Consider the following 24218-nt stretch of genomic DNA (forward strand, 5'->3'; position numbering starts at 1 on the left):
GTCGCTTTGCGGAGGCGGGACGATGATGGGCTTCTAGACGGCTCCAGCGCAGCTCTTCTACGACTTCTGCCTCGACGACTGTGTGCCTTCCGATCGTCTGCTGCGCCGCTCCGCCCGCATAGCTACTATGGCCGGTCGCATGTGGCCGGCCGCCGATTTCGTATCAACAAAGACCGGCTTTGATCGATACTTCAAAAATGATGGCCAGATAGATGGCTTCGGCTGATTAAAGCTTGCCATTATGACACTCTCAGCGCTCTTCTGCTCCTCAGCAACGGTTCCGCGCCTGTAAGCCTCGCCTTTCCGTGCCTTGTCCCGGATCAATGTTGTAAATTCACCGCCGACTGGCACCCGGGCTCCACGTATCCTTCGAGATTGCTCGGCAATGGAGTCGGCTTCGCGGTCTGTCGCATAATAGATGTTACGGTCAGCATGCAGGTGCTGAAGCTCGTTGAGCGCGCGGACGTCATTCGGGTCAGTGACTTTGACATACCTGGTTCCTGCCGGGATGCTCACGGTGTAAACGCCAATATCGAACAGAAGCGCGCAAAACCTTGGGCTGATCGGCAGCGCAATAATGGTGCCGGCGCTTCCAATTCCGAAGGTGCTTTCCCTCAGCTTTTCGAAGCTAAATGCGTTCGTCATAACCGCCGGGTTATCCGAGATAATGAAGTTACTTGTAGTCTGGTTTTTTAATATTATAAACTTCAGATCCCTAGTATGGGACTGCATATCGATCCCGAGCATGATGGATGCTGCCAGCGCCTCTTGATGCGAAGGGTCCGGCGGCCGCTGCTCTTGATGATGTTTGAAGGTTTCCTCGGCCATTCCGTTAAAGAAAGTTGTCGTTTCATGTACAGCGCGAGCAGTGCGCCGAGCTTGGATATTGATGAAAAACAGCAGAGTATTTACATCATCAGCATTTAGTTCGGCACCATCCTCGATGCTGCGCACTATCCTCGCGTATTGCCCCTCCAGTTCTTTCAAGATATTCTCGATTGCGAGATCCTTGCCGTAAAAGTAGTCCCGAGAGCACTGACTCTTTACTGGAGCATCCTCAATCGTCTTCTGTCCGCTGATATTGAATACATGGATTGCTTTGCCTTCCTGATCGCGAGTGAAAGGCTTCAACGCGCATCGTGGCACATAGTGCTGATTTTTTTGGCTGGGCATTGGGATGCTGGCTTGGAGTTTGGCGCCGCGAACCGGCAAAGGCGAGGGTTCTAAAGTTTACAAATAACGGGTTACAGACTCAAACTGATGGCGCAGAAGGTCCGTCAAAGCGCTCTTTGAGAAATTCTCGGGTAGCGATGAGCGGTGGGTCGGTGTCGCTATACCCGTACTCGTCGATTAGACAATTCCTTGATCACGGATGATCTCCTTCGGGTCCGCTCAGTAGCGCGCCAACTCACGTTGGCACTTGTCGTCGCAATCGTCACCCGCAGCCTTGCCTTTCACGCGCATCCTCTCGAAATGCTCGGCACGTTGCCGAGCGACTTCAGGCTACTCTTCGGGCATCGGCATGTAGGAGATGTTTGGCTCGCCCGTCTACTCGGAACATTCCGACCCGTCGTGCGCGTTCTAACAATGGAAAACGCTCGTGGCCTTGTAGTGGCTATGCAAGCAGTCCTGGCGCCACTCAGGAACAAGCGTGGTCACCGCGTCGAGCGAGGCGGCATTACCGAACGGGGAGCGGACCCTCCTTTGCCGGGGTGCACCAGCGACCGGATGCACTCCAGTCGTTTGCTCGGCGCCTCTGCCTTCTCACAGCGGCTCGGCGACGCAAATTTCTCCTGTCCAACATATTGATAATTGCCTCTAAATTTGCCTTGAGTGTATTAATTTAAGCTATAACTTCATCTATAAAACGGGCTCTTACCGATGCGCCCTCACTCCTGATAATCCCCAATTATCGGGAGTGTTGCGCCTACCTCTGGAAACAAGCCATAAAAGGCTCCCGTTCCCTCTCGTTTAAGCCGCCATGCAGCCCGTTCCTTCTCCGGCGTCCGATCTCGCTCCGCTTGTGAGCCAATGTGTTCTGCCGGCCCTGCAGCGCCTTCCGGGGGAGCCTCGACGTGAGCACGCCGGATTCCAATCGCACGAGTAACGCCAGCCTTCACCGCGAGAACGAACTCGATGCCCTCTCTGGCATCCTTCCGGCCGATCGTCGCGAGGCGCTGGCGGCCCTGCTCACGGATGAGGATGTCGCCACCCTCAAGCACCTGGTTGAGGAGGGTATGGGGGCCAACACCTTGCGCGCCCTCGCCTCGGACTTGGGCTACCTGGAAGCCTGGGCGCTCGCCGCGACTGGGCTTCCCCTCCCCTGGCCAGCACCTGAAGGCTTAGCCCTGAAATTCCTGGCTCATCATCTCTGGGACCCGGTTAAGCGGGAGACAGATCCTGGTCATGGCATGCCTGACGTTGTCGCGGATCACCTCAAGGTCGAAGGCTTCCTGCGAACCAATGGACCACACGCGCCGGCGACTGTTCGCCGCCGCCTCTCGAGCTGGGCGACACTACATCGCTGGCGCGATCTTGAGCCGGCCTTTGCCACGCCGGCCTTTAAGACCGCGCTGCGGCTCGCCGTGCGGGCATGTGCACGGCCGGTTCAACGCAAGAGCCAGCGGGCAGTCACCCGAGCGGTGCTCGACCGGCTGCTTGCCACTTGCGTGCTGAACCGGCTCGTTGATCTCCGTGATCGCGCCCTCCTCCTGACGGCGTTCGCCTCCGGCGGCAGACGGCGATCGGAAGTAGCCTCATTGAGGGTTGACCAGATTGAGACTCTCCCCCTCGTTCCCGCGGATCCGCAGGATCCAGAATCCCTCAAGATCTCCTGCCTCGCAGTCCACCTCGGACGCACGAAGCGCGGCAATGCCGATGAAGGTTCACGTGTCCTCCTAATCGGGCGCCCTGCCGATGCGCTCACAACCTGGCTGGATCGTGCTGGGATCACATCAGGAGCCGTGTTTCGAGCCATTGACCGATGGGGTCGGATTGGCACCAGTGCGATCAGCGGCGATGGCGTCAATGATGTTATCAAGCGGCGCTGCCGCCTTGCAGGTCTCGACCCTAACCTATTCAGTGCACACGGACTTCGCTCTGGATACCTAACACAGGCTGCTCACGACGGTGTGCCCTTGCCGGAGGCTATGCAGCAATCACAACACCGCTCAGTTCAACAGGCTGCTGCCTACTACAATGATGCTGAGAGCCTGATGGGGAAAGCTGCCCGGTTATATTGAGGGACTACGCCTCACAAAGGAAGCTTTCTTTGGAATTCTCGCCTTCCTTAAAACGCTAACCCAGCGGGTGCCATCTGGCTTGGAGGTGTTTTCTGAATCCGCCGCATGACGTGCGTGCAACCCTAACCAGCTCGCACGTCATGCGGCTCCTCACCTGAGCCACCATTGCAGCCCTCTTAAGAGTAGGTCTGGGCACATACGTCAAAAGCAGCCATTACGATCTTCCCATTGCACTTGGTGTCATGGCCGCCATCGGGGCCATTCCGGCGGATGCCCTCAACGGCTTTACCGTGCTTGGGGAACTGGCGCTCGACGGCTCCATCACGTCGGTCGCCGGCGCCTTGCCCGCCGCCATGGCGGCCTATCAGCGCGAGCATGGGCTGATCTGCCCCGAGGCCTGCGGCTCGGAAGCCGCCTGGGCCAGCAGCGACATCGAGATCCTGGCGCCGCGCTCGCTGATCCAGCTCGCCAACCACTTCAAGGGCACTCAGGTGATGGCGCGGCCGGAACCCGCCATCATGCCGGCCTCCGGCTCGCTGCCCGACCTGCGCGACATCAAGGGCCAGGAAAGCGCGAAACGCACTCTCGAGATCGCGGCAGCCGGATCGCATAATCTCCTGATGAACGGTCCTCCCGGGGCTGGCAAATCCATGCTCGCCCAGCGCCTCCCGTCCATCCTGCCACCGCTTTCGCCACGGGAATTGCTGGAAGTCTCGATGATCCAGTCGGTGGCCGGTCTTCTGGCGGACGGCGCTCTTTCCAATCGCCGTCCGTTCCGGGCTCCGCACCACTCGGCCTCCATGGCGGCGCTTGTCGGCGGCGGTCTCAATGCACGTCCGGGCGAGGCCTCTTTGGCGCATCACGGCGTGCTCTTCCTCGACGAATTGCCGGAGTTCCAGCCCCAGGTGCTCGATTCGCTGCGCCAGCCGCTGGAGGCCGGAGAGATCCTGATCGCCCGGGCCAACCACCGCGTCACCTATCCGGCCCGGTTCCAGCTCGTCGCCGCCATGAACCCCTGCCGCTGCGGCCAGGCCACCGAGCCCGGCTATGTCTGCCGCCGCCAGCCGAACGAGCGCTGCATCGCGCAATATCAGGCGCGGCTCTCGGGCCCGCTCCTCGACCGCATCGATCTCGCCATCGACGTTCCGGCGGTCACGGCGGCCGACCTGATCCTGCCGCCGCCCGCGGAGGGCTCGGCCGACGTGGCGGCGCGTGTCGCCCGAGCCCGTGAGCGGCAAGCGAAGCGCTATGCCGACCTGAATCTGGAGAGCATCCTGACCAATGCGGCCTGCCCGCCGGCGCTTCTGGAGGAGGTAGCCCAGCCCGACCCGGAGGGCCTGACCCTCATTCGCGACGCCGCCAACGCCATGCGCCTGTCGGCCCGCGGCTTTCATCGCGTGCTGAAGGTTGGACGCACGCTCGCCGATCTCGATGGGGAGGATCGCGTGCGGCGCATTCACCTGGCCGAGGCCCTGTCCTACCGCGCTCATGCCGATCGGCGGCCGGCGGCTGCGTGAGCGCCAGCAATGGTGCTCTACTGCCTCCTTGTGGAAGCTCACGCCACTCTCGAAATTTTCCGCCGGGACAATTATGTTTTCTGTCACAAAACAGTTTGAAATGGGTTTTATGTCATGGTGGAAGCGGGGCAGCACGGAGGCCGCACCGCGCTCCTGGACACGAGCCTGTGAGGCAGCGATGAATTATTCTCCGTTGAATGAGACGGCCACTCGGCCCGCTTCGCTGAATTCGCGCCCGCTTGGCTTCAGCAAGCTCATTCCGGGGGCCGACAAAACCGTCCGCGATTACGGCAGCCTCGATCCCGTGCTCGGCCGGATCGGTTCGCTCGAGGTGCGTCTCGCGACGACGACCCGGGAGATCCGAAGAGCCCAGCGCCTGCGCTTCAAGGTTTTCTACAAGGAGATGTCGGCGTCTCCCAATGGCGCTTCTCTGATTTCGCGCCGCGACGTAGATGCCTATGACGTCATCTGCGACCATCTCCTCGTGCTCGACCATGACGTGAAGCCCAAAGCCTTCCGCCCTGCCAAGCCGAAGGTGGTGGGCACCTATCGCCTGCTGCGCCAGGATGTGGCCAACCGCCACGGCGGCTTCTACACCCGGGGCGAATACGACATCGCTCCCCTCCTCAACGCACACTCCAATTTGCGTTTCCTCGAGCTCGGACGTTCCTGCGTCCTCGAAGCCTATCGCAACAAGCGCACGGTTGAACTGCTCTGGCACGGTATCTGGGCTTACGTCCTGCATCACCGCATCGACGTGATGATGGGCTGCGCGAGCCTCGAGGGCACGGAACCGCAGGACCTGGCGCTCCCTTTAAGCTTCCTGCACCACTACGCCGCCGCTCCCGCCGAGTGGCAGGCCTGCGCCCTGCCGCAGCGTTTCACGGCGATGGACATCCTGCCCAAGGAGGCCATCGATCCCAAGGCCGCGCTTCATGCCCTGCCGCCCCTGATCAAGGGCTATCTCCGCCTGGGGGCGACCTTTGGCACGGGAGCGGTGATCGACCGGCAGTTCGGCACCACGGACGTACTCGTCCTGCTACCCGTCTCGGCGATCAACCCGCGCTATATCGACCATTTCGGATCGGCGGCGAACCGCCACGCGGCCTGAAGACTTAAGTCACAGCCTCAATGGGTGCAGCCACGGCGCGGCGCCATTCCTCGCGCACGTCCGGATCGTCCTCGTGTTCCAGCCGCTCGGCAGCGTGACGGGCAACAGCCTCCGAGGGTAGCAGGCGACCGATGGCCCAGACCGCCATGGCCCGCGCGAGCGGCGAGGCATCGTCGAGAAGGCGTAATGCTTCGTCAGCCAAGGCGGCATCGCCCGAATTGCCGATGGCGATGAGCACGTTGCGGATGAACCGGTCGCGCCCGGTGCGCTTGACCGGCGTGCCGGCGAAACGGACGCGGAAGGCGGGATCGTCGAGTTGCGCCAGTTCCTTGAGCGGCAGCGCTGCCAGATCCTCCCGCTGCACGAGCCGCGCCTCGCGTCCCGCTTGGGCGAACTTGTTCCAGGGACAGACGGCGAGGCAATCGTCGCAACCGAAGATCCGGTTGCCGATTCCTGGGCGCAGCTCTTCCGGGATATGGCCCTTGTGCTCGATGGTGAGATACGAGATGCAGCGCCTCGCATCGAGCTGATAGGGCGCGGGGAAGGCGTTCGTCGGGCAGATGTCCAGGCAGCGGCGGCACGAGCCGCAACGATCGCGCTCCGGCTCGTCGGCGGGCAGCTCCGCCGTGGTGAAGATGGCGCCCAGGAACAGCCAGTCGCCGAACTCGCGCGAGACGACGACCGTATGCTTGCCCTGCCATCCGAGCCCTGCGGCCTCCGCGAGCGGCTTTTCCATGACCGGCGCCGTGTCGACGAAGACCTTCACGTCGGACGACGCCTTCGACGCGAGGAAGCCCGCCGCCTCCTTGAGCTTGCCCTTGATCACGTCGTGGTAATCGCGGTTGCGGGCATAGACCGAGATGTAGCCGCGATCCTTCAGGGCCAACTCGGCCAGCGGATCCCCCGTGGGACCGTAATTCAGCCCGAGCAGGATGACGCTGCGCACCTCCGGCCAGAGCATGCGCGGATCGGCACGCCGCTCGGCCGTCTCGGCCATCCACTCCATCGAGCCGTGATGGCCGGCCTTGAGCCAGGCCTTGAGCCGCTCAGGTGCGAGCGGGATCGCATCAGGCTTGGCGATGCGGACCGTATCGAAGCCGAGCGTCTTGGCGCGTTCGACGAAGGCCTGCTTCAGCGTCTCGCCGTCTAGAAGTCGAGGTCGTCGTAATGCTCCGCCGGTGCCATCCCCGGCACTCGGTCCGCGAGGAGCGCGCGAAATGACGGCCGGGACTTGATCCTGGCATACCAATGCTTCGCTGTTTCGTCCTCGTCCCATGGCACGTCGCCGAGATAATCCACTACCGACAGATGGGCCGCCGCCGCCAGATCCGCATAGGTCATCTGGTCGCCGGCGAGCCAATTCCGCTTGGAAATCAGAAAACCGATATATTTGAGATGATATCGCACATTGGTCTGGGCTGCGCGAATCGTGCCCATGTCCGGCGGACCGCCTCCCAGTTCGATAGGCATGAACCGCTTGTAGATCTTTTCTGTGGCGAGGTAATCCGAGACCTCGCCGTGAAACTTGACCAGAAACCAATCGAGCAGGCGGCGGACCTCGACCCTCGGCGCGAGATCCCGCGGCAGGAAGCGCCGATCCCTCAGATCCTCGCCGCGCGTCTCGTCGAGATACTCCGCAAGGCTCATGGGCCCCGCCACGGCGAGCCCGTTATCGTCGATGAAAAGCGGCAGGTTTCCGGCCGGGTTGATCTCGAGATAGGGAATGCGCCGATCCCACGGCTTCTCCTCGACCATTTCCGGCTCGAGGCCGAGCTCCGCGAAGATAAGACGCGCGAACCGCGACTGCGGGCAAAACGGATAAGAATGCAGGATGGCCATGAATCTATGAGTGACGCGAAACAGGGGGCGAGAATAAGGCCGTGCTTCGTTAAGGGTTGGTAAGGAATATTGGTGAATCTCATGTCCGTGATGCAGAAGGGTTACGCCGGCAACGCAAACCTTGCTTGACAGATTTGAGATAGCTCCCGCATCTGGCGCCGTTTTCAGGATTTTCAACGATGTCGCAAATCATCGAGGCGCTCTTTCTTGGCCTCATCGAAGGTCTGACGGAATTTCTTCCGGTCTCCTCCACGGGCCATCTGCTCCTCGTCGGCCACTTCCTCGGCTTCGAGTCGACAGGCAAGACCTTCGAGGTTCTGATCCAGCTCGGCGCGATCCTGGCGATCCTGTCGGTCTACTTCAACAAGCTCTGGTCCATCGCCAAGGCTCTGCCGCACGATCCGATGGCGCGCCATTTCGTCACCGGCGTTCTCATCGCTTTCCTGCCTGCAGCCGTGATCGGCGCCGTGCTGCACGGCTTCATCAAGGAGGTGCTGTTCGATCCCTGGATCGTGTGCACAACCCTGATCGTCGGCGGCTTCGTGCTTCTCGCCATCGACCGCATGCCGCTGGAGGCGACCAAGACCGACGCGACCCGGTTTCCCCTGTCGATGTATTTCAAGATCGGCCTCATCCAATGCGCCGCCATGGTCCCCGGCGTCTCCCGCTCCGGCGCCACCATCGTCGGTGCCATGCTGATGGGAGCATCGAAGCGCGCGGCGGCGGAATTCTCGTTCTTCCTCGCCATGCCGACCATGGCCGGCGCCTTCACCTACGATCTGTTGAAGAACTACAAATTCCTCTCCGCCAACGACGCGGCGATCATCGGGGCCGGCTTCATCTCCGCCTTCATCGCGGCGCTGCTCGTGGTGAGACTGCTCCTGGATTACGTCTCCCGCCACGGCTTCACGCCCTTCGCCTATTGGCGCATCCTCGTCGGTGCCGCGGGCCTCGCCGGCCTGATTGTCTACGGCTGATCGATGCCACCGCGCGACGAGGCCCTCGCGGTTACTCTCTCCATCGCGGTCGCGCTGCTGATGGTGATCCTCGCGGTGATTGCGGGGGCGAATGCCGGACCGCCTCCTGCCACGCAGGACGGGCCACCGGATCCCGCCTGCCTCGAATGGACCGACAGCTGCGTGGTCTGCTCTCGGACGCCGGGAGGTCTCGCCTGCTCGACGCCTGGGATCGCCTGCAGCCGAGGCGCTCCGCGCTGTTTGAGGCGGTAGAGGATCGCGACACATCCACCGACTTTCAGCCTCTCCGTCATGGCCGGCCTTGTGCCGGCCACCCCGCTTCCGTGAAGCGCCGCGCTTTCCTGATCGGGATCACCGGCACGAGTCCGGTGCTGACGTGGAAGGGACCGAAACGACGTATCGACCTAAGGAATCGTCTTGTCCGGGTAGCGGCACAGATCGTTCACCGGGCAGCGCCAGCATTCGGGCCGACGCGCCTTGCAAATGTAGCGGCCGTGCAGGATCAGCCAGTGATGGGCATGGAGCCGGAACTCGTCCGGGATCAGGCCCTCGAGCGCCACCTGGGTTTCGAGCGGCGTCTTCGTGATCGCCAGCGGCAGCCGGTTGGTGACGCGGAAGATATGCGTGTCGACGGCAACGCGCGGATCGCCGAAGGCGATGTTGACCACGACGCTCGCGGTCTTGCGCCCGACGCCCGGCAGGGTCTCCAGGATCTCGACGGAATTGGGCACCGCGCCGCCGAACTCCTCCACGAGGCGCCTGGCCGTCGCCATGACGTTCTTCGCCTTGGTGTTGAAGAAGTTGAGCGTTCTGATGTGCTGGCGCAGGCTTTCCTCGCCGAGATCGAGCATCTTCTGCGGTGTATCGGCGATGGGAAAGAGAGCGCGTGTGGCCTTGTTGACACCGACATCGGTCGATTGCGCCGAGAGCGCCACGGCCACGAGCAGGGTGTAGGGATTGGTGTAGTCGAGCTCGCCCTTCGGCTCGGGATTGGCCGCGTGCAGGCGACGGAAGATCTCGATCATCGTCGCCCGATCGACGGGCTTCGGGGTACGGGCCCGCAGGGCCTTCCCGACTTTCTTCGCCGGAACGGCGGGCTTTGCTTTCGGCTTGGCGGTGCGGCGGGAGGACGGCTTCAGATCGGACATTTCTGCGTTATACTTAAGGCATGGCAAGCGGCAAAGCGACATGTGGCGAGATCGACCGGTTCGAGCAGCCGGTGTTCTCGGCCGTGATCCGCCCGCACCGGTCGTTGAGCCCGCAGGGCTTCAAGATCGTCATGGGGCTCGTCTGCCTCGTATCCGTGGTGGCGAGCCTGCCCTTCATGCTCATGGGCTTCTGGCCGGTGGTGGGCTTCTTCGGCCTCGATTTCCTCGGTCTCTACATCGCCTTCCGCATCAGCTACCGCCAGGCCGAGGCCTTCGAGCTTCTGGAACTGACGCCGATCCGCCTTCTCTTCCGCAAGGTGGGTCCGCGGGGCGAGGTGCAGGACTGGCAGTTCAACCCGCTCTGGACCCGCCTCGACCGCGAGGTCGACGACGAATACGGCATGCAGAGACTCTCGCTCACCTCCCGCAGCGAGCACGTGGTCATCGCCCGCGACCTGTCCCCGCCGGAGCGGGAGACCCTGGCGGAGGCTCTCAGCCGGGCCCTGGCGGATGTGAAGCGGGGTCATTGAGAATGTTCCAGCACCCGTAGGCCCAGGGCTTGGGAGCCCTGAGCCGTGGGGATGATCGAGGGTGGTGCGACGGGCAGCCCGGCTCGACGGGTATGGTGGAATGGGAAGAGCCGGACGGCGCCTCGCACGCGGGACTTTTAGGCGTTTAGACTTGGACCAGCCCAGGGCTGCCAAGGGCCTCCCGCCAACCGGCGTGCGAGGCCTGCTGCAGGACCGCTCCCCGCCCCACTCTTGCGACGCCTCGCGAGCGCGCCCCCGTCGGGCCGGATGAGCACGGGCCGAGTCCAGATGGTACACAGTGTTAAGAACAAAGTGAGAACATACCATCTCACCCTCTCCGTCATCACCGGGCTCGTCCCGGTGATCCCGATCCGTAAAGCGAAGCACCTCACCGGATCGGGATGGCCGGCACAAGCCCGGCCATGACGGCAGAGAGTGTCCAGGGCCGTGATCCCGATCGTCTCGCTCACCCTCATCCTGAGGAGCAGCCGTGAGGCTGCGTCTCGAAGGAGGGTCCGGAAGAGCACTGAACTCCTCCTTCGAGACGCCGCTTGCAGCGGCTCCTCAGGATGAGGGTGATGAGTCTGAAAGCGGGATGGCCGGGACTGATCCCCGGATCACGTCCGGGGACGGCCATGACGGGGAAGGTGTCATTCCCGGCCGAAGCGCAGCGGAGGGGAAGGGAATCCATCAGCTCGGCGCAGGACTGTGAATCCCCTTCCCTCGCTGACGCTCGCCGGGGATGACACGCGACTGCGTTTCCCTGTTCGCAAAAGGGAGAGGCGGCATACGCGCTCACCGATCGCGCCTCTTCTCCACGGTCCCGAAAGGACGGTTGGGCACGTGGCGAGCGCCACAGAAATCGGGTGTCGCCTCCCTCCCCGGCTCGCTAGGATGATCGCCAATAAGGATTCAGAGTCATGCTCAATATCTTGCGCGACATCACCATCGAACCGGGCGCGATCACCGTGCCGGACGAGCCTCATTCGGATTACGAGCGGGTGCGCCGGATCATCGCGTTCATCTCGGAGCGCTGGCGCGATCAGCCCTCGCTGGAGGCGATCGCCGATCATGTCGGCCTGTCCACCACCCATGTGCACCATCTCTTCCGGCGCTGGGCGGGCCTGAGCCCGAAGGCGTTCCTGCAGGCGCTGACCCTCGACAACGCCAAGGCGCTGCTCTCGGATTCCGCCAGCGTGCTCGATGCCACCTACGAGGTCGGCCTCTCGGGACCGGCCCGGCTGCACGACCTGTTCGTGACCCACGAGGCCATGACGCCGGGGGATTACAAGGCGGGCGGCTCAGGCCTCACCATGCGCTTCGGCTTTCACCCCTCGCCCTTCGGCGAGGCGGTCCTGATCGCAACCGACCGGGGGCTTGCCGGCCTCGGCTTCGTGGATGACGGCGACCGGCAGGCAGCCCTCTCGGACCTGACCCGCCGCTGGCCGAAAGCTGAGTATGTGGAGGACGAGGCCGCCACCGCCCCGCTGGCGCGGCGCATCTTCAATCCGTCGCAATGGCAGGCGGAGCAGCCCCTGCGGGTGGTCCTCATCGGGACGGATTTCGAGGTCCGGGTCTGGCAGACCCTGCTGCGCATCCCTCGCGACAAGGCCACCACCTATTCCGACATCGCCCGCCATATCGGCAAGCCCGCCGCCTGCCGGGCGGTCGGCGCGGCGGTCGGCAAGAACCCGGTCTCCTTCGTGGTCCCATGCCACCGGGTGCTCGGCCGCTCCGGAGCGCTCACCGGCTACCATTGGGGTCTCACCCGCAAACAGGCGATCCTGGGCTGGGAGGCAGGGAAGGCCTTGGGTGGGGCAGCGGCTTAGGATTCGCGCCAGACACTTGGGGAAGGGTGGGAAGGGTCGCGTTTCGACCACCTGTTGCCCCTATGGGCTGCCCGGCTCAGGGGGCAACAGCGCCGCGGTGCTCGGCGGCAGCACCGCGCATTGCGTGACATGGAACACGCTGTTGTCCACCTTCTGGTAGACGCGACCGCACCAATGCCCTCCGCCCGTTTCACCGGAATCCCCGCCCAGCGCACGGTACTGGATCGTGTAGCCCGGCACCTCGACCCATTCCCCGTCGACGAGCATCTGCACGCCTGCCGGGGTCACCCGGTAGGGCGCCGGCCGGCAATCCTTGTCGTTGCAACAGCTGTTTCCCCATGAATCCAACAGGTGCGAGTAGATGTCATGGGCTTCGGCCGGGGAGTTGAACCCTATCGAGAGAAGGATCGCAGAGAGGAAAAGCCTGATCGACATGGGCCGCTTCCACGGGGACAGGTGAATGGCGCTCGTCGGAGCGTCGGGAGAACGCGACAAAATCCTATCCTACCCCAGGAAACGACCGTGGACACGCAGAAACGCGGCGAAGCCGGCAGCAGGCGGTTTAGGTTCAGGCGGCAGGGCAAAGTGGTGCGACGATGGGCCAGATCGCAGATCTGACCGCCTGCAGGCTCCACGAGGTTGCTTGCATTAAGCAAGCTTAGCCTTATCGGGCTCTCCCGGATATTGCCGGCTGCCCTCGGGGATGATCACACCCCTCAGCTTGCGGGAGGTCCAGATGTGGATCGCATCGGTCAGATCGACCGGCTCGTCGAGGGAGCCTCCCTTGAGGCTGACCTCATCCTCCCGCTCCTTGTCCCCATGCCACACGCGTGAGCCGCAATCCGGGCAGAAGAAGCAGGTCAGGGATCGCCCGGAATCGGTCGGACGGGTCCAGCGGTCGAGCCTGCCGGTCAGGAGCCGGACATCGGCGCTGCGGGCGACGACCGAAATCCCGAAGGCCGAGGCCGATTGCTTCTGGCACTCCCGGCAGTGGCAGACATAGATCTCGTGCGGCACATTCGTGAGTTCGTACCGCACCTGGCCGCATTGGCAGCCGCCCTTGAGGGAATATGTTTCCTTCGACGTTCCCATGACCGCTCCCGTCTTGCGAAGATTCCTGGCCTAGAGAAGAATCCTGGCCTAGATAGGTCTGAAAATCTCGCCGTCGCGAAACCGTGCCGCCGCAACGACGTATCATGTCTCCGTACAGGGATTTCGCCCGGACCGAGCCAGGAGTTCCCCCCATTGCAGCCATGCAACAGGCCCCGACTCCGACAAAATGAGGCAATCTAGCCTTCAGGATTGTCTTGCAGCCTAGAAAACCCCTTCTTATATCAGCGCCAGCACAGGGTACGGCTCGGGTTGAGACGGCTCTGGCATTTAGTCATCAACATGTAAGCCATGGGCCGGGCTGCTTTTAGGGCTCGGCGGTCTGCTTGAAAGTGAGGGATCCCGCCATGGGTAAGGTCATCGGTATCGACCTCGGCACTACCAATTCCTGCGTCGCTGTCATGGAAGGCACGACGCCCAAGGTCATCGAAAACGCGGAAGGCGCCCGGACGACCCCGTCCATCGTGGCCTTCACGGACGAAGGCGAGCGCCTCGTCGGCCAGCCGGCCAAGCGCCAGGCGGTCACGAACCCGTCGCGCACCTTCTTCGCCATCAAGCGCCTGATCGGGCGCACCTTCGACGACCCCATGACCAAGAAGGACATGGGCCTCGTTCCCTATCACATCATCAAGGGTCCGAACGGCGACGCCTGGGTCGAGGCCGACGGCAAGCAATACTCGCCCTCGCAGATCTCCGCCTTCACCCTTCAGAAGATGAAGGAGACCGCCGAGTCGTATCTCGGGCAGCCGGTCACGCAGGCCGTCATCACGGTTCCGGCCTACTTCAACGACGCCCAGCGTCAGGCGACCAAGGACGCCGGCAGGATCGCCGGCCTCGAGGTCCTGCGCATCATCAACGAGCCGACTGCGGCCGCCCTGGCCTATGGCCTGGACAAGAAGCAGACCGGCATGATCGCGGTCTACGACCTCGGCGGCGGCACCTTCGACGTGTCGGTCCTCGAGATCGGCGACGGCGTGTTCGAGGTGAAGTCCACCAACGGCGACACCTTCCTCGGCGGCGAGGACTTCGACATGCGCCTCGTCGAGTACCTGGCGGCCGAGTTCAAGAAGGAGCAGGGCATCGACCTGACCAAGGACAAGCTCGCCCTGCAGCGTCTGAAGGAAGCCGCCGAGAAGGCCAAGATCGAGCTTTCCTCCGCGTCTCAGACCGAGATCAACCTGCCCTACATCACGGCCGATGCCTCCGGTCCGAAGCACCTCGCCCTCAAGCTCTCGCGCGCCAAGTTCGAGCAGCTCGTCGACGATCTCGTGCAGAAGACCATCGAGCCCTGCCGCAAGGCGCTCAAGGATGCCGGCATCTCGGCCGGTGACATCGACGAGGTGGTTCTGGTCGGCGGCATGACCCGCATGCCGAAGATCCAGGAAGTGGTGAAGACCTTCTTCGGCAAGGAGCCCCACAAGGGCGTCAACCCGGATGAGGTCGTGGCCATCGGCGCGGCAATCCAGGCCGGCGTGCTCCAGGGCGACGTGAAGGACGTGCTGCTCCTCGACGTGACTCCGCTGTCGCTCGGCATCGAGACGCTCGGCGGCGTGTTCACCCGTCTGATCGACCGCAACACGACGATCCCGACGAAGAAGAGCCAGGTGTTCTCGACCGCGGAAGACAACCAGAACGCGGTGACGATCCGCGTCTTCCAGGGCGAGCGCGAAATGGCGGCGGACAACAAGCTGCTCGGCCAGTTCGACCTCGTGGGCATTCCGCCCGCACCCCGCGGCGTGCCGCAGATCGAGGTGACCTTCGACATCGACGCGAACGGCATCGTGAACGTCACGGCGAAGGACAAGGCTACGGCCAAGGAGCACCAGATCCGCATCCAGGCTTCCGGCGGTCTGTCCGACACCGACATTGAGAAGATGGTGAAGGACGCCGAGGCTCACGCCGAGGAAGACAAGAAGCGCCGCGAGCTCGTCGAGGCCAAGAACCAGGGCGAAAGCCTGATCCATGCCACCGAGAAGTCGCTGACCGAATACGGCGACAAGGTCTCGGAGGGCGACAAGCAGGGCATCACGACTGCCATCGACGCGCTCCGCCAGGCGCTCGCCGGCGAGGATGCCGAGGTCATCAAGGCCCGCACCACGGACCTGATGCAGGCGTCCATGAAGCTCGGCGAGGCCATGTATGCGGCTCAAGCCGCGGCCGGCGAAGGCGGCGAGCCGCAGCCCGAGGGCGAGGCCGCCCCGAAGGACGACGTCATCGACGCCGACTTCCAGGAAGTCGACGAGGGCGACAAGAAAAAGCGCGCTTAAAACATGAGCGCTCTTTGAGGAATTCGGCACCCGGTTTCATGACCGGGTGCCGTTTTCATGAATGGGCTCGACACAATAATGACCGATCAACCAACCGATTTTCGCAATCCTTCGGCAGAGAACGCCGGAGCATTTCCCTTTTGGACGCGTGCGAAACGGTCCGGCAGCATAATGGAGCGGCCAACCGCTCCCAGGGGCGCCTGATATGTCCAAGCGCGATTATTACGAGGTTCTCGGCGTCTCGCGGACCGCGACCGAAGCGGAGATGAAATCCGCCTTCCGCAAGCTCGCGATGCAGTACCACCCGGACCGCAACCCGGGCGACCACGAAGCCGAGGTCAAGTTCAAGGAACTCAACGAGGCCTACCAGACCCTCTCCGACGGTCAGAAGCGCGCGGCCTACGACCGCTTCGGCCATGCCGCCTTCGCCAATGGCGGACCGGGCGGCGGCGGACCGGGCTTCGGCGGCGACTTCTCCGACTTCATGTCGGACATCTTCGAGAATTTCTTCGGCGATGCCGGGCGCGGCAGCGGGCGCGGGCGTGGAGCCGGCGGCGGACGCGAGCGCGGCGCCGACATGCGCTACAACCTCGAGATCTCTCTCGACGAGGCCTATAACGGCAAGACCGCCGAGCTGAAGATCCCGACCTCCATCACCTGCGAGGCCTGCTCCGGATCCGGCGCGAAGCCGGGCTCCAAGCCCAAGGCCTGCCCCACCTGCGGCGGCGCGGGCCGGGTGCGGGCGACGCAGGGCTTCTTCTCCATCGAGCGCACCTGCCCCAACTGCCACGGGCGCGGCGAGGTCATCGACGATCCTTGCGGCCAATGCGGCGGCGCGGGTCGTGTCACCCGGGAGCGCACCCTCTCGGTCAACATTCCGGCGGGCGTCGAGGACGGCACACGCATTCGCCTCGCGGGTGAAGGCGAGGCTGGCCTGCGCGGCGGACCTCCGGGCGATCTCTACATCTTCCTGTCCCTGAAACCCCATCCGTTCTACCAGCGCGACGGGGCGGACCTGTTCTGCCGGGTTCCGATCTCCATGGTGACGGCGGCGCTCGGCGGCGAGTTCAGCGTTCCGACGCTCAGCGGCACCGACGCGCTCGTGAAGGTTCCCGAGGGCACCCAGACCGGCAAGCAGTTCCGCCTCAAGGGAAAAGGCATGCCGGTGCTGCGCTCGCGGGACGTGGGCGACCTCTACATCCAGGTTGTTGTGGAAACTCCGCAGAAGCTCACCAAGCGCCAGCGCGAGCTCCTGACGGAGTTCGATCAGGAATGCTCCAAGGAAAACCACCCGGAAAGCTCCGGCTTTTTCTCGCGCTTCCGGGAGTTTATCGACGGACTGGGTGGATCAACTTAACTTGACGGTCGTTTTCCTCAGCGCATCGTGCGGAAAAAGTGGATCTGGTTTTTCCGCTCTAGACGATGCGCCCGTTAAATGAGAAGCATCGGATTAATCCCAAAAGTGGCCTCCACTTTTGGGTCCGAGGCTTCGGGGTTCTAAACAGCCAACGTGATCCGTCGCACAAGGGGTCCTGATCAGTGCTTCAGTCGTTCCAACGGCCAACGGCCCGGAAAATCCCCCTCAAGAAGGATCGTTTCCAGGACGAGGCCCGGTTCCTGCGCTCCTGGCTCGAACGGCCACTCGTCGTCGGCGCTGTCACCCCTTCCGGCAAGATCCTGGCCAGGACCATGGCCTCCTATGTGGATCCGCGCATTCCCGGTCCCGTCATCGAGCTCGGCCCCGGCACGGGACCGGTGACCGACGCCTTGATCCGGCGCGGCGTGGCACAGGAGCGGTTGGTCCTCATCGAATACAGCCCTGAATTCTGTCAGCTCCTGAAGCGGCGCTTTCCCAAGGCGACGATCATCCAGGGCGATGCCTACGATCTGAAGGAAACGCTCTCCGGTATCCTGAAGGAGCCGGCGGCCGCCACCGTGTCCAGCCTGCCGCTCTTCACCAAGCCCATGGACCAGCGCCTGGAGCTCCTGGAAGCCGCTCAGGGGATGATGCACCCCAACGCGCCCTTCATCCAGTTCACCTATGCGGTGGTGCCGCCGATCCCGGCGCGCTCGCAGGCCTACAAAGCCAAAGCCTCCAACCGGATCTGGCGCAACCTGCCCCCGGCCCGCGTCTGGATCTACAACAAGGTCACCCATCCATGAGCGCTGCGATGTCTCTTTCGACGAATCCCGTTCCCGCAGGAGACATTCGCGACAAGCTCATCATCGGTCTCGACGTCCCCTCCGTCGAGGAGGCCCGCTCCGTCGTCGACCGTATCGGGGACGCCGGCACCTTCTACAAGATCGGCTATCAGCTCGCCTATGCGGGCGGCTTCGAGTTCGCCCGGGATCTGATCGGACAGGGCAAGAAGGTCTTTCTCGACCTCAAGCTCCACGACATCGGCAACACGGTGGAGGAAGGCGTGCGCTCTGTGACCCGCCTCGGCGCCACGTTCCTGACGGTCCACGCCTATCCGCAGACCATGCGCGCGGCCGTCGCTGGAAAAGCCGGAACGGATCTGAAAATCCTCGCCGTGACCGTGCTCACTTCTTACGACGACAACGATCTCGTCGAGGCGGGGTACGCCCCCGTCACGGCTGCGGAACTCGTCGCCCGCCGCGCGGCACAGGCGCGTGACCTCAATGTCGACGGCATCGTCTGCGCCGCGACGGAAGCGGAGCGCGTGCGCTCCATCGTCGGCCCCGGCCGCCTCATCGTCACGCCCGGCATCCGGCCTGCGGGTGCGGATGCGGGCGACCAGAAGCGCATCGTGACGCCTGCCGAGGGCATTCGCCTTGGCGCCAACCACCTCGTGGTCGGCCGCCCCATCGTGAAGGCCGCGGATCCGCGTGCGGCCGCGGAAGCGATTATGCGGGAAATCGTCGACGTGAAGGCTTGACGATAACGGCCCTCTGGCGTTCGCTGCCTCCCCCGAAACCAAGAGGAGCGCCTCATGCCCAAAGGCTATGTCATTGCCCGCGTGACAGTCACGAACCCCGATGCCTACGCGGAATACGCCAAGGGCGCGACGGAGGCGATCCGCCAATATGGCGGGCGCCCGCTGGTGCGCGGCGGCGCGTACGAGGCGCTGGAGGGTGAGGCACGGCCCCGCAACGTGGTGATCGAGTTCGACTCCGTCGAGCAGGCCCGGACCTATTATCACTCGCCGGAATATCAGGCGGCCAAGGCCAAGCGCGAAGGCGCCTGCGTGGCCGAGTTCGTTCTCGTCGAAGGAGCCTGAAGCGATGAAGGGCTATTGGATCGGTCGCGTCGACGTCTCGAACCCCGACGCCTATCAGAACTACGTGAAGGCCAACGCCGTGCCTTTCGCCAAATACGGCGCCCGTTTCCTGGTGCGCGGCGGCCAGTACCGTGTCGCCGAGGGCGATGCCCGCGCCCGCAACGTGGTGATCGAGTTCCCGACCTACGAAGCGGCATTGGAATGCTGGGACTCGCCCGAATACCAGGCGGCAAAAGCCGAGCGTGACGGTCATGCCGTTGCCGACATCATCATCATCGAGGGCTACGAAGGGCCTCAGCCGGGGTGAGCTCTCTCGACCGCCATGGCCGGCCTTGTGCCGGTGATCCCGATGATGAGAGACGCAGTGCTTTTCTGATCGAGATGGCCGGGACAGGCCCGGCCATGACGCGGCGGATGTCATTCCCGGTCGGAGCGAAGCGGAGGGAAAGGGAATCCATAGCGCCAAGCGTGTCATTGGATCCCGCTTCCCGGTCCTGCGGACCGCCGGGGATGACAAGAGGAGCTCTATCCTCCGCGCTTCTCAGCGGCACTCCAAGCGGCTATACCCTGAGCCCGTAACAACAGGAGAGCGGCATGAGCGAGATGCGACTCGTCGTGGTAGGTGCGGCCGGACGCATGGGGCGCATGCTCATCAAAACCGTCGCCGAGACCGAGGGCTGCACCCTCGTCGGCGCCATCGAGCGGGAAGGCTCTCCGGCGCTCGGGCACGATGCCGGTCTGCTCGCCGGGGTCGGCCTGCTCGACGTGGACGTGACCGACGATCCGCTGACCGTGTTCGCCCAGGCCGACGGCGTCCTCGATTTCACGGCGCCTGCCGCCACCACCGCCTTCGCGGCGCTTGCCGCCCAGGCGCGCATCGTGCATGTGATCGGGACCACCGGCCTGCAGGAGCCCGATTTCACCAAGCTGGAAGCGGCCGCGCGCCATGCGCGCATCATCCAGTCCGGCAACATGTCGCTTGGCGTGAACCTGCTCGCGGGACTCGTGCGCAAGGTGGCGGCGACGCTGGGCGAAGACTTCGACATCGAGATTCTCGAAATGCACCACCGCATGAAGGTGGACGCGCCCTCGGGCACCGCCCTCCTCCTCGGCGAAGCGGCCGCGGAGGGACGCCAAATCTCGCTGAAGGAGCGCTCCGTGCGCAGCCGCGACGGCCATACCGGCGCGCGCAATCCGGGCGACATCGGCTTTGCCACCTTGCGTGGAGGCTCCGTGGTCGGTGAGCATTCGGTGATCTTTGCAGGCGCCGGCGAGCGCCTGGAACTGTCGCACCGCGCCGAGGACCGGAGCATCTTCGCCCGCGGCGCCGTGAGGGCCGCTCTCTGGGGTCTCGACAAGAAGCCTGGGTTTTACACCATGGCCGATGTTCTTGGCCTCGATCGGCTCTAAAACACGCCATTCACGAGTATCAATCGGAGACGCCAAGACATGAACCGCCTTCTCGTCCTTGCACGCCACGGCCAGAGCGAATGGAACCTCAAGAACCTGTTCACCGGCTGGAAGGATCCGGGACTCACCGATCTCGGCATCGAGGAGGCGCGCAATGCCGGCCGTCGCCTGAAGGAAATGGGCGTCCAGTTCGACGTCGCCTTCACGTCGGATCTGTCGCGCGCTCAAGCCACCTGCAAGCTGATCCTGGAAGAGATCGGCCAGCCCGATCTCAAGACCATCGCGAACCAGGCCCTGAACGAGCGCGATTACGGTGATCTCTCCGGTCTCAACAAGGACGACGCCCGCGCCCGCTGGGGTGAGGAGCAGGTCCATGTCTGGCGCCGCTCCTACGACGTGCCCCCTCCCGGCGGCGAGAGCCTGAAGGACACCGTGGCTCGCGTGCTGCCGTACTACATCCGCGAGATCCTGCCCCGCGTGATGCGCGGCGAGCGCGTGCTCGTGGCAGCCCACGGCAATTCCCTGCGCGCCCTGGTGATGGTGCTCGACGGTCTGACCTCGGAGACGATCCCGAGCCTCGAACTCGCGACGGGCATTCCGCTGGTCTACACCCTCAACGACGACACCACCGTCGCCGACAAGAAAGTGCTGGAGGGGTAAGACGGCCTTAACGTCTCTTCCATGTCACGGCCGTCCCCGGACTTGATCCGGAGATCAGTCCCGGCCGTCTCGCTTCTGTGATGCACGGTGCTTTTCAGATCGGGATCACCGGCACAAGGCCGGTGATGACGTGCAAGGATCGCACGTGCCAAGATCATCCCATGTCCCCCATCACTCTTAGCCCCGGCCTCGCCTACTACCCCGACTACCTCGACCGTCCGGCGCAGGAGCGGCTGCTGCAATCCCTACGCGAGATCACGCGCCAGGCGCCGCTCTACACCCCGCGCATGCCGCGCACGGGAAAGCCGTTCTCCGTGCGCATGACCAATTGCGGGCCGCTCGGCTGGGTGTCGGACGTGGAGGGCTATCGCTACCAGCCGACGCATCCTGAAACGGGCCAGCCCTGGCCCGCCATGCCGGACCAGGTGCTGCGCGCCTGGGAGGAATTGAGCGACTACCCGCATCCGCCCGATGCCTGCCTGGTCAATTTCTACGAGCCCACGGCCCGTATGGGGATGCACCAGGACAAGGACGAGGAAGAGTTCGCGGCGCCCGTCGTGTCGCTGTCCCTCGGCGATACGGCGCTCTTTCGCTATGGCGGACTGGAGCGGAAGGATCCCACCCGCTCGATCAAGCTCCGCTCCGGTGACGCGATCGTGTTCGGCGGGCCCGCGCGGCTGATCTATCATGGCATCGACCGGCTGAAAGCGGGAAGCTCGGACCTGCTGCCGCAGGGTGGGCGGCTCAATCTTACCTTGCGCAAGGTAGAGAAGGCGATTTAGCCTCAAGATCATGATTACCTGCAGGTTTCCTTCGAAGAGGCGTCCATGAAAGCTTTTGCAGCCGCTGCCTTGGGTCTCGTCCTGTCGGCTCAGGCCGCCCTCGCAGCCGAGCCCGTCTATCCGCCGGCCTCGCGGATCGGCATCGTCCCGCCTGCGAACATGATGGTCTCGAAGCGCTTCAGCGGCTTCGAGAGCGAGGAGAAGGCCGCGGCCATCAACTTCGTGGAAATGCCTGCCGCGGCTTATGCACAGCTCGTCAACGGGCTCACCAAGGATGCTCTGAAACGCCAAGGCCTGAGTGAAACCTCGCGCGAAGCCCTGAAGCTCGGCGCCAAGACGGGCGTTCTGATCGGCGGCACCATGGCGGGCCCCGTTCAGGGCCGAAAATGGGTGATGGCGGTCAAGGACGAGGACCTCACCGCCCTCGTGATCGCGCAGGTGCGCGGCGGCCAGGACGGCTACAGCGAGGCGCAGATGCGCGAGGCCTTGAAGAGCATCGCCCTGCGCGGTCCGGTCTCGATCGAAGAGCAACTTTCCGCCCTGCCCTTCCGGCTCGGCGACAAGGCCGGTTTCCGCCCGGTGCGGGTGATGGCGGGCAACTCGGTCCTGTTCACCGACGGGCCGCAGGACACGATCAAGGCGGTCGAGCAGCCGATGGTCATCATGGCGGCCACCGTCAACGTTCCGGTTCCGCCGGCGGAGCGGCGTAGCCAGTTCGCCCATGCGGCCCTGAACTCCAACCAGATCCTCAAGGACGTCAAGATCGAGCGTTCCGAGTCCTTCCGCTTCAAGGGCCAGGACTGGCACGAGATCGTCGCCAAGGCCGTGGAGGCGGAATCGGGCCAGCCGATCGTGGTGATGCAGACGATCCGCTTCGAGCCCGACCGTTACGTGCGTATGGTCGGCCTGACTCGGGTCGAGCAGCGCGACCAGAACCTGCCCCGCTTCCGGACGATGATCGACGGCGTCGACCTGAATCCTTAATCGCGGCGGGGAAAGGCCGGCAGCGACCAGCCGCGCAGGAGGGCGAGCGCCCGTAAGGAGAAGGCTGCCGTGAAGCCAGCGGCGGCGCTTAGGAATGGATCGAGGCCTATTGCCTGCAGGGCGACCATGACCGAAGCGCCAAGGGCTGCGGCCGTGACATAGATCTCCTGACGCAGCACCAGGGGCGTCGTTCCGGCAAAGATATCGCGGATGATGCCGCCGAAGGTGGCGGTGGTGGTCCCGAGCGCGACGGCGGAAAGCGCCGGAACGCCGGCCGCCAGCGCCTTGCCGGTGCCCGAGACGGCGAAAAGGGCAAGACCCAGGGCATCTGCCCAGAGGAGGACGCGGCCCTGTCGGCCGCCCTCCAACATCGCCACCCGCTTGGGGCCCAGGGCGAAGACGAGTTCCGCCACGATCAGGCAGACGAGCACGTCGGTCGGATCGCCGACCCAGAACACGGGCCGCGTGCCGATGAGCAAATCCCGGATCGTACCGCCACCGACGCCCGTGAGCGTGGCCAGCAGCGCAAACCCGAACGGGTCCATGCCCTTGCGGGCCGCCATCAAAGCGCCGGACAGCGCGAAGACGGCGACGCCGATGCTTTCAAAAGGGATGCTTCGAAGGAAGTCCACCGGGAACACCTGCCATAATCCCAGATCTCATCCTGAGTGTCTGGCTCATAAAGGGAATGCCACGTGTTTCCCCGCTCATCCTACCGCGTCATCACCGGCCTTGTGCCGGTGATCTCGGTTGGAAAAGCACGGCGCTTCACAGCATCGGGATGGCCGGCACAAGGCCGGCCATGACGGGGGCCTCACTGACAAGCCAGACCTTCAGGATGAGGGCTGCTGGGGTGTTCGCTTACAGCATTTTCAGGTGAAGCGGATGCGGTTCACAAGAAAAGCCGTTGACCGATCCTTTACGAAGCCGCCGACGAATTATCCGCAGCCTCGGCGCCGTTGCCGTTGGTCGCGGCCTTCGGGCCGCCCCTGGAGACGCCGACCAGGGCCGGGCGCAGGACGCGCTCGCCGATGACGTAGCCGGACTGGACCACCTGCAGGACCGTGCCGTTCGGGACTTCCGCGTTGGGGATCTCGAACATGGCCTGATGCACGTTCGGGTCGAACTTCTGGCCCTGCGGGTCGAGCTTCTTCACGCCATGGCGCTCGAGGTTCTTCAGCAGGTCGCGCTCGGTGAGGTCGATGCCCTCGATGAGGGCCTTGAAGGCACCCTCGGCGGTGCTGCGAGCCTCTTCCGGCACGCTCTCGATGGCGCGGCGGACATTGTCCGCCACGTTGAGCATGTCGCGGGCGAAGTTCGCCACGGCATAGGTACGGGCATCGGCGATCTCGCGCTCGGTGCGGCGGCGCAGGTTCTCCATATCGGCCATCAGGCGCAGCATCTTGTCCTTCAGGTCCGCCTTCTCGGCCTCGAGAACGGCAATCGGATCGGCCTCAGGCGCGGAGGCCGCCTCGGGAGCGACATCATTGGCGGGCTCGGCCTGCGGGGCCGCGTTCTGGTTTTCCGTGTCGTTCGGATTCATGGTCGATCAACTAAAATGGGAAAAGAA

General features: G+C 63.9%; 24 protein-coding genes and 1 pseudogene. 16 read left to right on the forward strand and 9 right to left on the reverse strand.

Annotated elements, in window-relative coordinates:
- Window positions 1-57 precede the first annotated feature (57 nt).
- Entirely contained in the window at window positions 58-1173 is a 1116-nt protein-coding gene (locus ACD578_RS17135) for a DUF4238 domain-containing protein (protein ID WP_404286869.1), read from the reverse strand.
- Between the two features lie 902 nt (window positions 1174-2075).
- On the opposite strand from ACD578_RS17135, the gene ACD578_RS17140 reads away from it, so the two are divergent.
- The 3 genes and pseudogenes from ACD578_RS17140 (at window position 2076) to ACD578_RS17150 (ending at window position 5870) form a co-directional block, all read left to right on the forward strand.
- Entirely contained in the window at window positions 2076-3242 is a 1167-nt protein-coding gene (locus ACD578_RS17140; RefSeq protein ID WP_404286871.1) for a site-specific integrase, read from the forward strand.
- Between the two features lie 203 nt (window positions 3243-3445).
- Window positions 3446-4759: pseudogene (locus ACD578_RS17145) on the forward strand (YifB family Mg chelatase-like AAA ATPase); the annotation flags it as partial.
- Between the two features lie 178 nt (window positions 4760-4937).
- Entirely contained in the window at window positions 4938-5870 is a 933-nt protein-coding gene (locus ACD578_RS17150; protein ID WP_404286873.1) for a GNAT family N-acetyltransferase, read from the forward strand.
- A 4-nt stretch (window positions 5871-5874) separates the two neighbouring features.
- On the opposite strand, the gene queG is transcribed toward ACD578_RS17150, so the two are convergent.
- Together queG and ACD578_RS17160 are read right to left on the reverse strand one after the other, a co-directional pair.
- Complete coding sequence (queG, locus tag ACD578_RS17155; RefSeq protein WP_404293912.1) at window positions 5875-6933, reverse strand: tRNA epoxyqueuosine(34) reductase QueG; 1059 nt, start codon at window positions 6931-6933, stop codon at window positions 5875-5877.
- An 83-nt stretch (window positions 6934-7016) separates the two neighbouring features.
- Window positions 7017-7709 (reverse strand): glutathione S-transferase family protein, encoded by a 693-nt coding sequence (locus ACD578_RS17160; RefSeq protein ID WP_404286875.1) that lies wholly within the window; start codon window positions 7707-7709, stop codon window positions 7017-7019.
- Between the two features lie 179 nt (window positions 7710-7888).
- Here ACD578_RS17160 and ACD578_RS17165 point away from each other — a divergent pair, with 179 nt between their 5' ends.
- Entirely contained in the window at window positions 7889-8686 is a 798-nt protein-coding gene (locus tag ACD578_RS17165) for an undecaprenyl-diphosphate phosphatase (RefSeq protein ID WP_404286877.1), read from the forward strand.
- Here the strand turns inward: ACD578_RS17165 and ACD578_RS17170 are convergent.
- Window positions 8677-8979, reverse strand: a complete 303-nt coding sequence (locus ACD578_RS17170; protein ID WP_404286879.1) for a hypothetical protein — start codon at window positions 8977-8979, stop codon at window positions 8677-8679. The genes ACD578_RS17165 and ACD578_RS17170 overlap by 10 nt on opposite strands.
- A 111-nt stretch (window positions 8980-9090) precedes the next feature.
- Window positions 9091-9834 carry an endonuclease III gene (gene nth, locus ACD578_RS17175; RefSeq protein ID WP_404286881.1) on the reverse strand — a complete coding sequence of 248 codons (744 nt, stop codon included), beginning with the start codon at window positions 9832-9834 and terminating at the stop codon, window positions 9091-9093.
- Between the two features lie 20 nt (window positions 9835-9854).
- On the opposite strand from nth, the gene ACD578_RS17180 reads away from it, so the two are divergent.
- Window positions 9855-10364, forward strand: a complete 510-nt coding sequence (locus tag ACD578_RS17180) for a DUF2244 domain-containing protein (protein WP_404286883.1) — start codon at window positions 9855-9857, stop codon at window positions 10362-10364.
- A gap of 920 nt (window positions 10365-11284) precedes the next feature.
- Window positions 11285-12193 (forward strand): methylated-DNA--[protein]-cysteine S-methyltransferase, encoded by a 909-nt coding sequence (locus ACD578_RS17185; protein WP_404286885.1) that lies wholly within the window; start codon window positions 11285-11287, stop codon window positions 12191-12193.
- Window positions 12194-12253: 60 nt separating this feature from the next.
- On the opposite strand, the gene ACD578_RS17190 is transcribed toward ACD578_RS17185, so the two are convergent.
- Complete coding sequence (locus tag ACD578_RS17190) at window positions 12254-12688, reverse strand: hypothetical protein (protein WP_404286887.1); 435 nt, start codon at window positions 12686-12688, stop codon at window positions 12254-12256.
- Between the two features lie 153 nt (window positions 12689-12841).
- Window positions 12842-13285 carry a GFA family protein gene (locus ACD578_RS17195; RefSeq protein WP_404286889.1) on the reverse strand — a complete coding sequence of 148 codons (444 nt, stop codon included), beginning with the start codon at window positions 13283-13285 and terminating at the stop codon, window positions 12842-12844.
- Window positions 13286-13650: 365 nt separating this feature from the next.
- Here ACD578_RS17195 and dnaK point away from each other — a divergent pair, with 365 nt between their 5' ends.
- The 10 genes from dnaK to ACD578_RS17245 all read left to right on the forward strand — a co-directional run bounded on the left by dnaK (window position 13651) and on the right by ACD578_RS17245 (window position 22648).
- Window positions 13651-15570: a molecular chaperone DnaK gene (gene dnaK, locus ACD578_RS17200; RefSeq protein WP_152710975.1), complete on the forward strand. Its 1920-nt coding sequence runs from the start codon at window positions 13651-13653 to the stop codon at window positions 15568-15570.
- 205 nt (window positions 15571-15775) lie between these two features.
- Window positions 15776-16927 carry a molecular chaperone DnaJ gene (dnaJ, locus tag ACD578_RS17205; RefSeq protein WP_152710976.1) on the forward strand — a complete coding sequence of 384 codons (1152 nt, stop codon included), beginning with the start codon at window positions 15776-15778 and terminating at the stop codon, window positions 16925-16927.
- A 182-nt stretch (window positions 16928-17109) separates the two neighbouring features.
- A complete protein-coding gene (locus ACD578_RS17210) occupies window positions 17110-17733 on the forward strand; it encodes a class I SAM-dependent methyltransferase (protein ID WP_404286892.1) in 624 nt (207 codons plus the stop codon).
- A gap of 8 nt (window positions 17734-17741) precedes the next feature.
- On the forward strand, window positions 17742-18470 hold the full coding sequence (pyrF, locus tag ACD578_RS17215) for an orotidine-5'-phosphate decarboxylase (RefSeq protein ID WP_404286894.1): 729 nt from the start codon (window positions 17742-17744) through the stop codon (window positions 18468-18470).
- A gap of 54 nt (window positions 18471-18524) precedes the next feature.
- Complete coding sequence (locus tag ACD578_RS17220) at window positions 18525-18812, forward strand: DUF1330 domain-containing protein (protein ID WP_404286896.1); 288 nt, start codon at window positions 18525-18527, stop codon at window positions 18810-18812.
- A 4-nt stretch (window positions 18813-18816) separates the two neighbouring features.
- Entirely contained in the window at window positions 18817-19119 is a 303-nt protein-coding gene (locus tag ACD578_RS17225; RefSeq protein ID WP_404286898.1) for a DUF1330 domain-containing protein, read from the forward strand.
- A gap of 296 nt (window positions 19120-19415) precedes the next feature.
- Entirely contained in the window at window positions 19416-20222 is an 807-nt protein-coding gene (gene dapB / locus ACD578_RS17230) for a 4-hydroxy-tetrahydrodipicolinate reductase (protein ID WP_404293913.1), read from the forward strand.
- Between the two features lie 39 nt (window positions 20223-20261).
- A complete protein-coding gene (locus ACD578_RS17235) occupies window positions 20262-20882 on the forward strand; it encodes a 2,3-bisphosphoglycerate-dependent phosphoglycerate mutase (RefSeq protein WP_262031884.1) in 621 nt (206 codons plus the stop codon).
- Window positions 20883-21043: 161 nt separating this feature from the next.
- Window positions 21044-21664 carry an alpha-ketoglutarate-dependent dioxygenase AlkB family protein gene (locus tag ACD578_RS17240; RefSeq protein WP_404286900.1) on the forward strand — a complete coding sequence of 207 codons (621 nt, stop codon included), beginning with the start codon at window positions 21044-21046 and terminating at the stop codon, window positions 21662-21664.
- Window positions 21665-21709: 45 nt separating this feature from the next.
- On the forward strand, window positions 21710-22648 hold the full coding sequence (locus ACD578_RS17245; protein WP_404286902.1) for a hypothetical protein: 939 nt from the start codon (window positions 21710-21712) through the stop codon (window positions 22646-22648).
- On the opposite strand, the gene ACD578_RS17250 is transcribed toward ACD578_RS17245, so the two are convergent.
- Both ACD578_RS17250 and grpE read right to left on the reverse strand, forming a co-directional pair.
- Window positions 22645-23280, reverse strand: a complete 636-nt coding sequence (locus ACD578_RS17250; protein WP_404286904.1) for a trimeric intracellular cation channel family protein — start codon at window positions 23278-23280, stop codon at window positions 22645-22647. The two genes, ACD578_RS17245 and ACD578_RS17250, sit on opposite strands and share 4 nt — an antisense overlap.
- A 287-nt stretch (window positions 23281-23567) precedes the next feature.
- Entirely contained in the window at window positions 23568-24191 is a 624-nt protein-coding gene (grpE, locus tag ACD578_RS17255; protein WP_404286906.1) for a nucleotide exchange factor GrpE, read from the reverse strand.
- Between the last annotated feature and the right edge of the window lie 27 nt (window positions 24192-24218).

The organism is Microvirga sp. RSM25, from assembly GCF_044784385.1.
In the GTDB taxonomy this organism is placed as follows: Bacteria; Pseudomonadota; Alphaproteobacteria; order Rhizobiales; family Beijerinckiaceae; genus Microvirga; species Microvirga tunisiensis.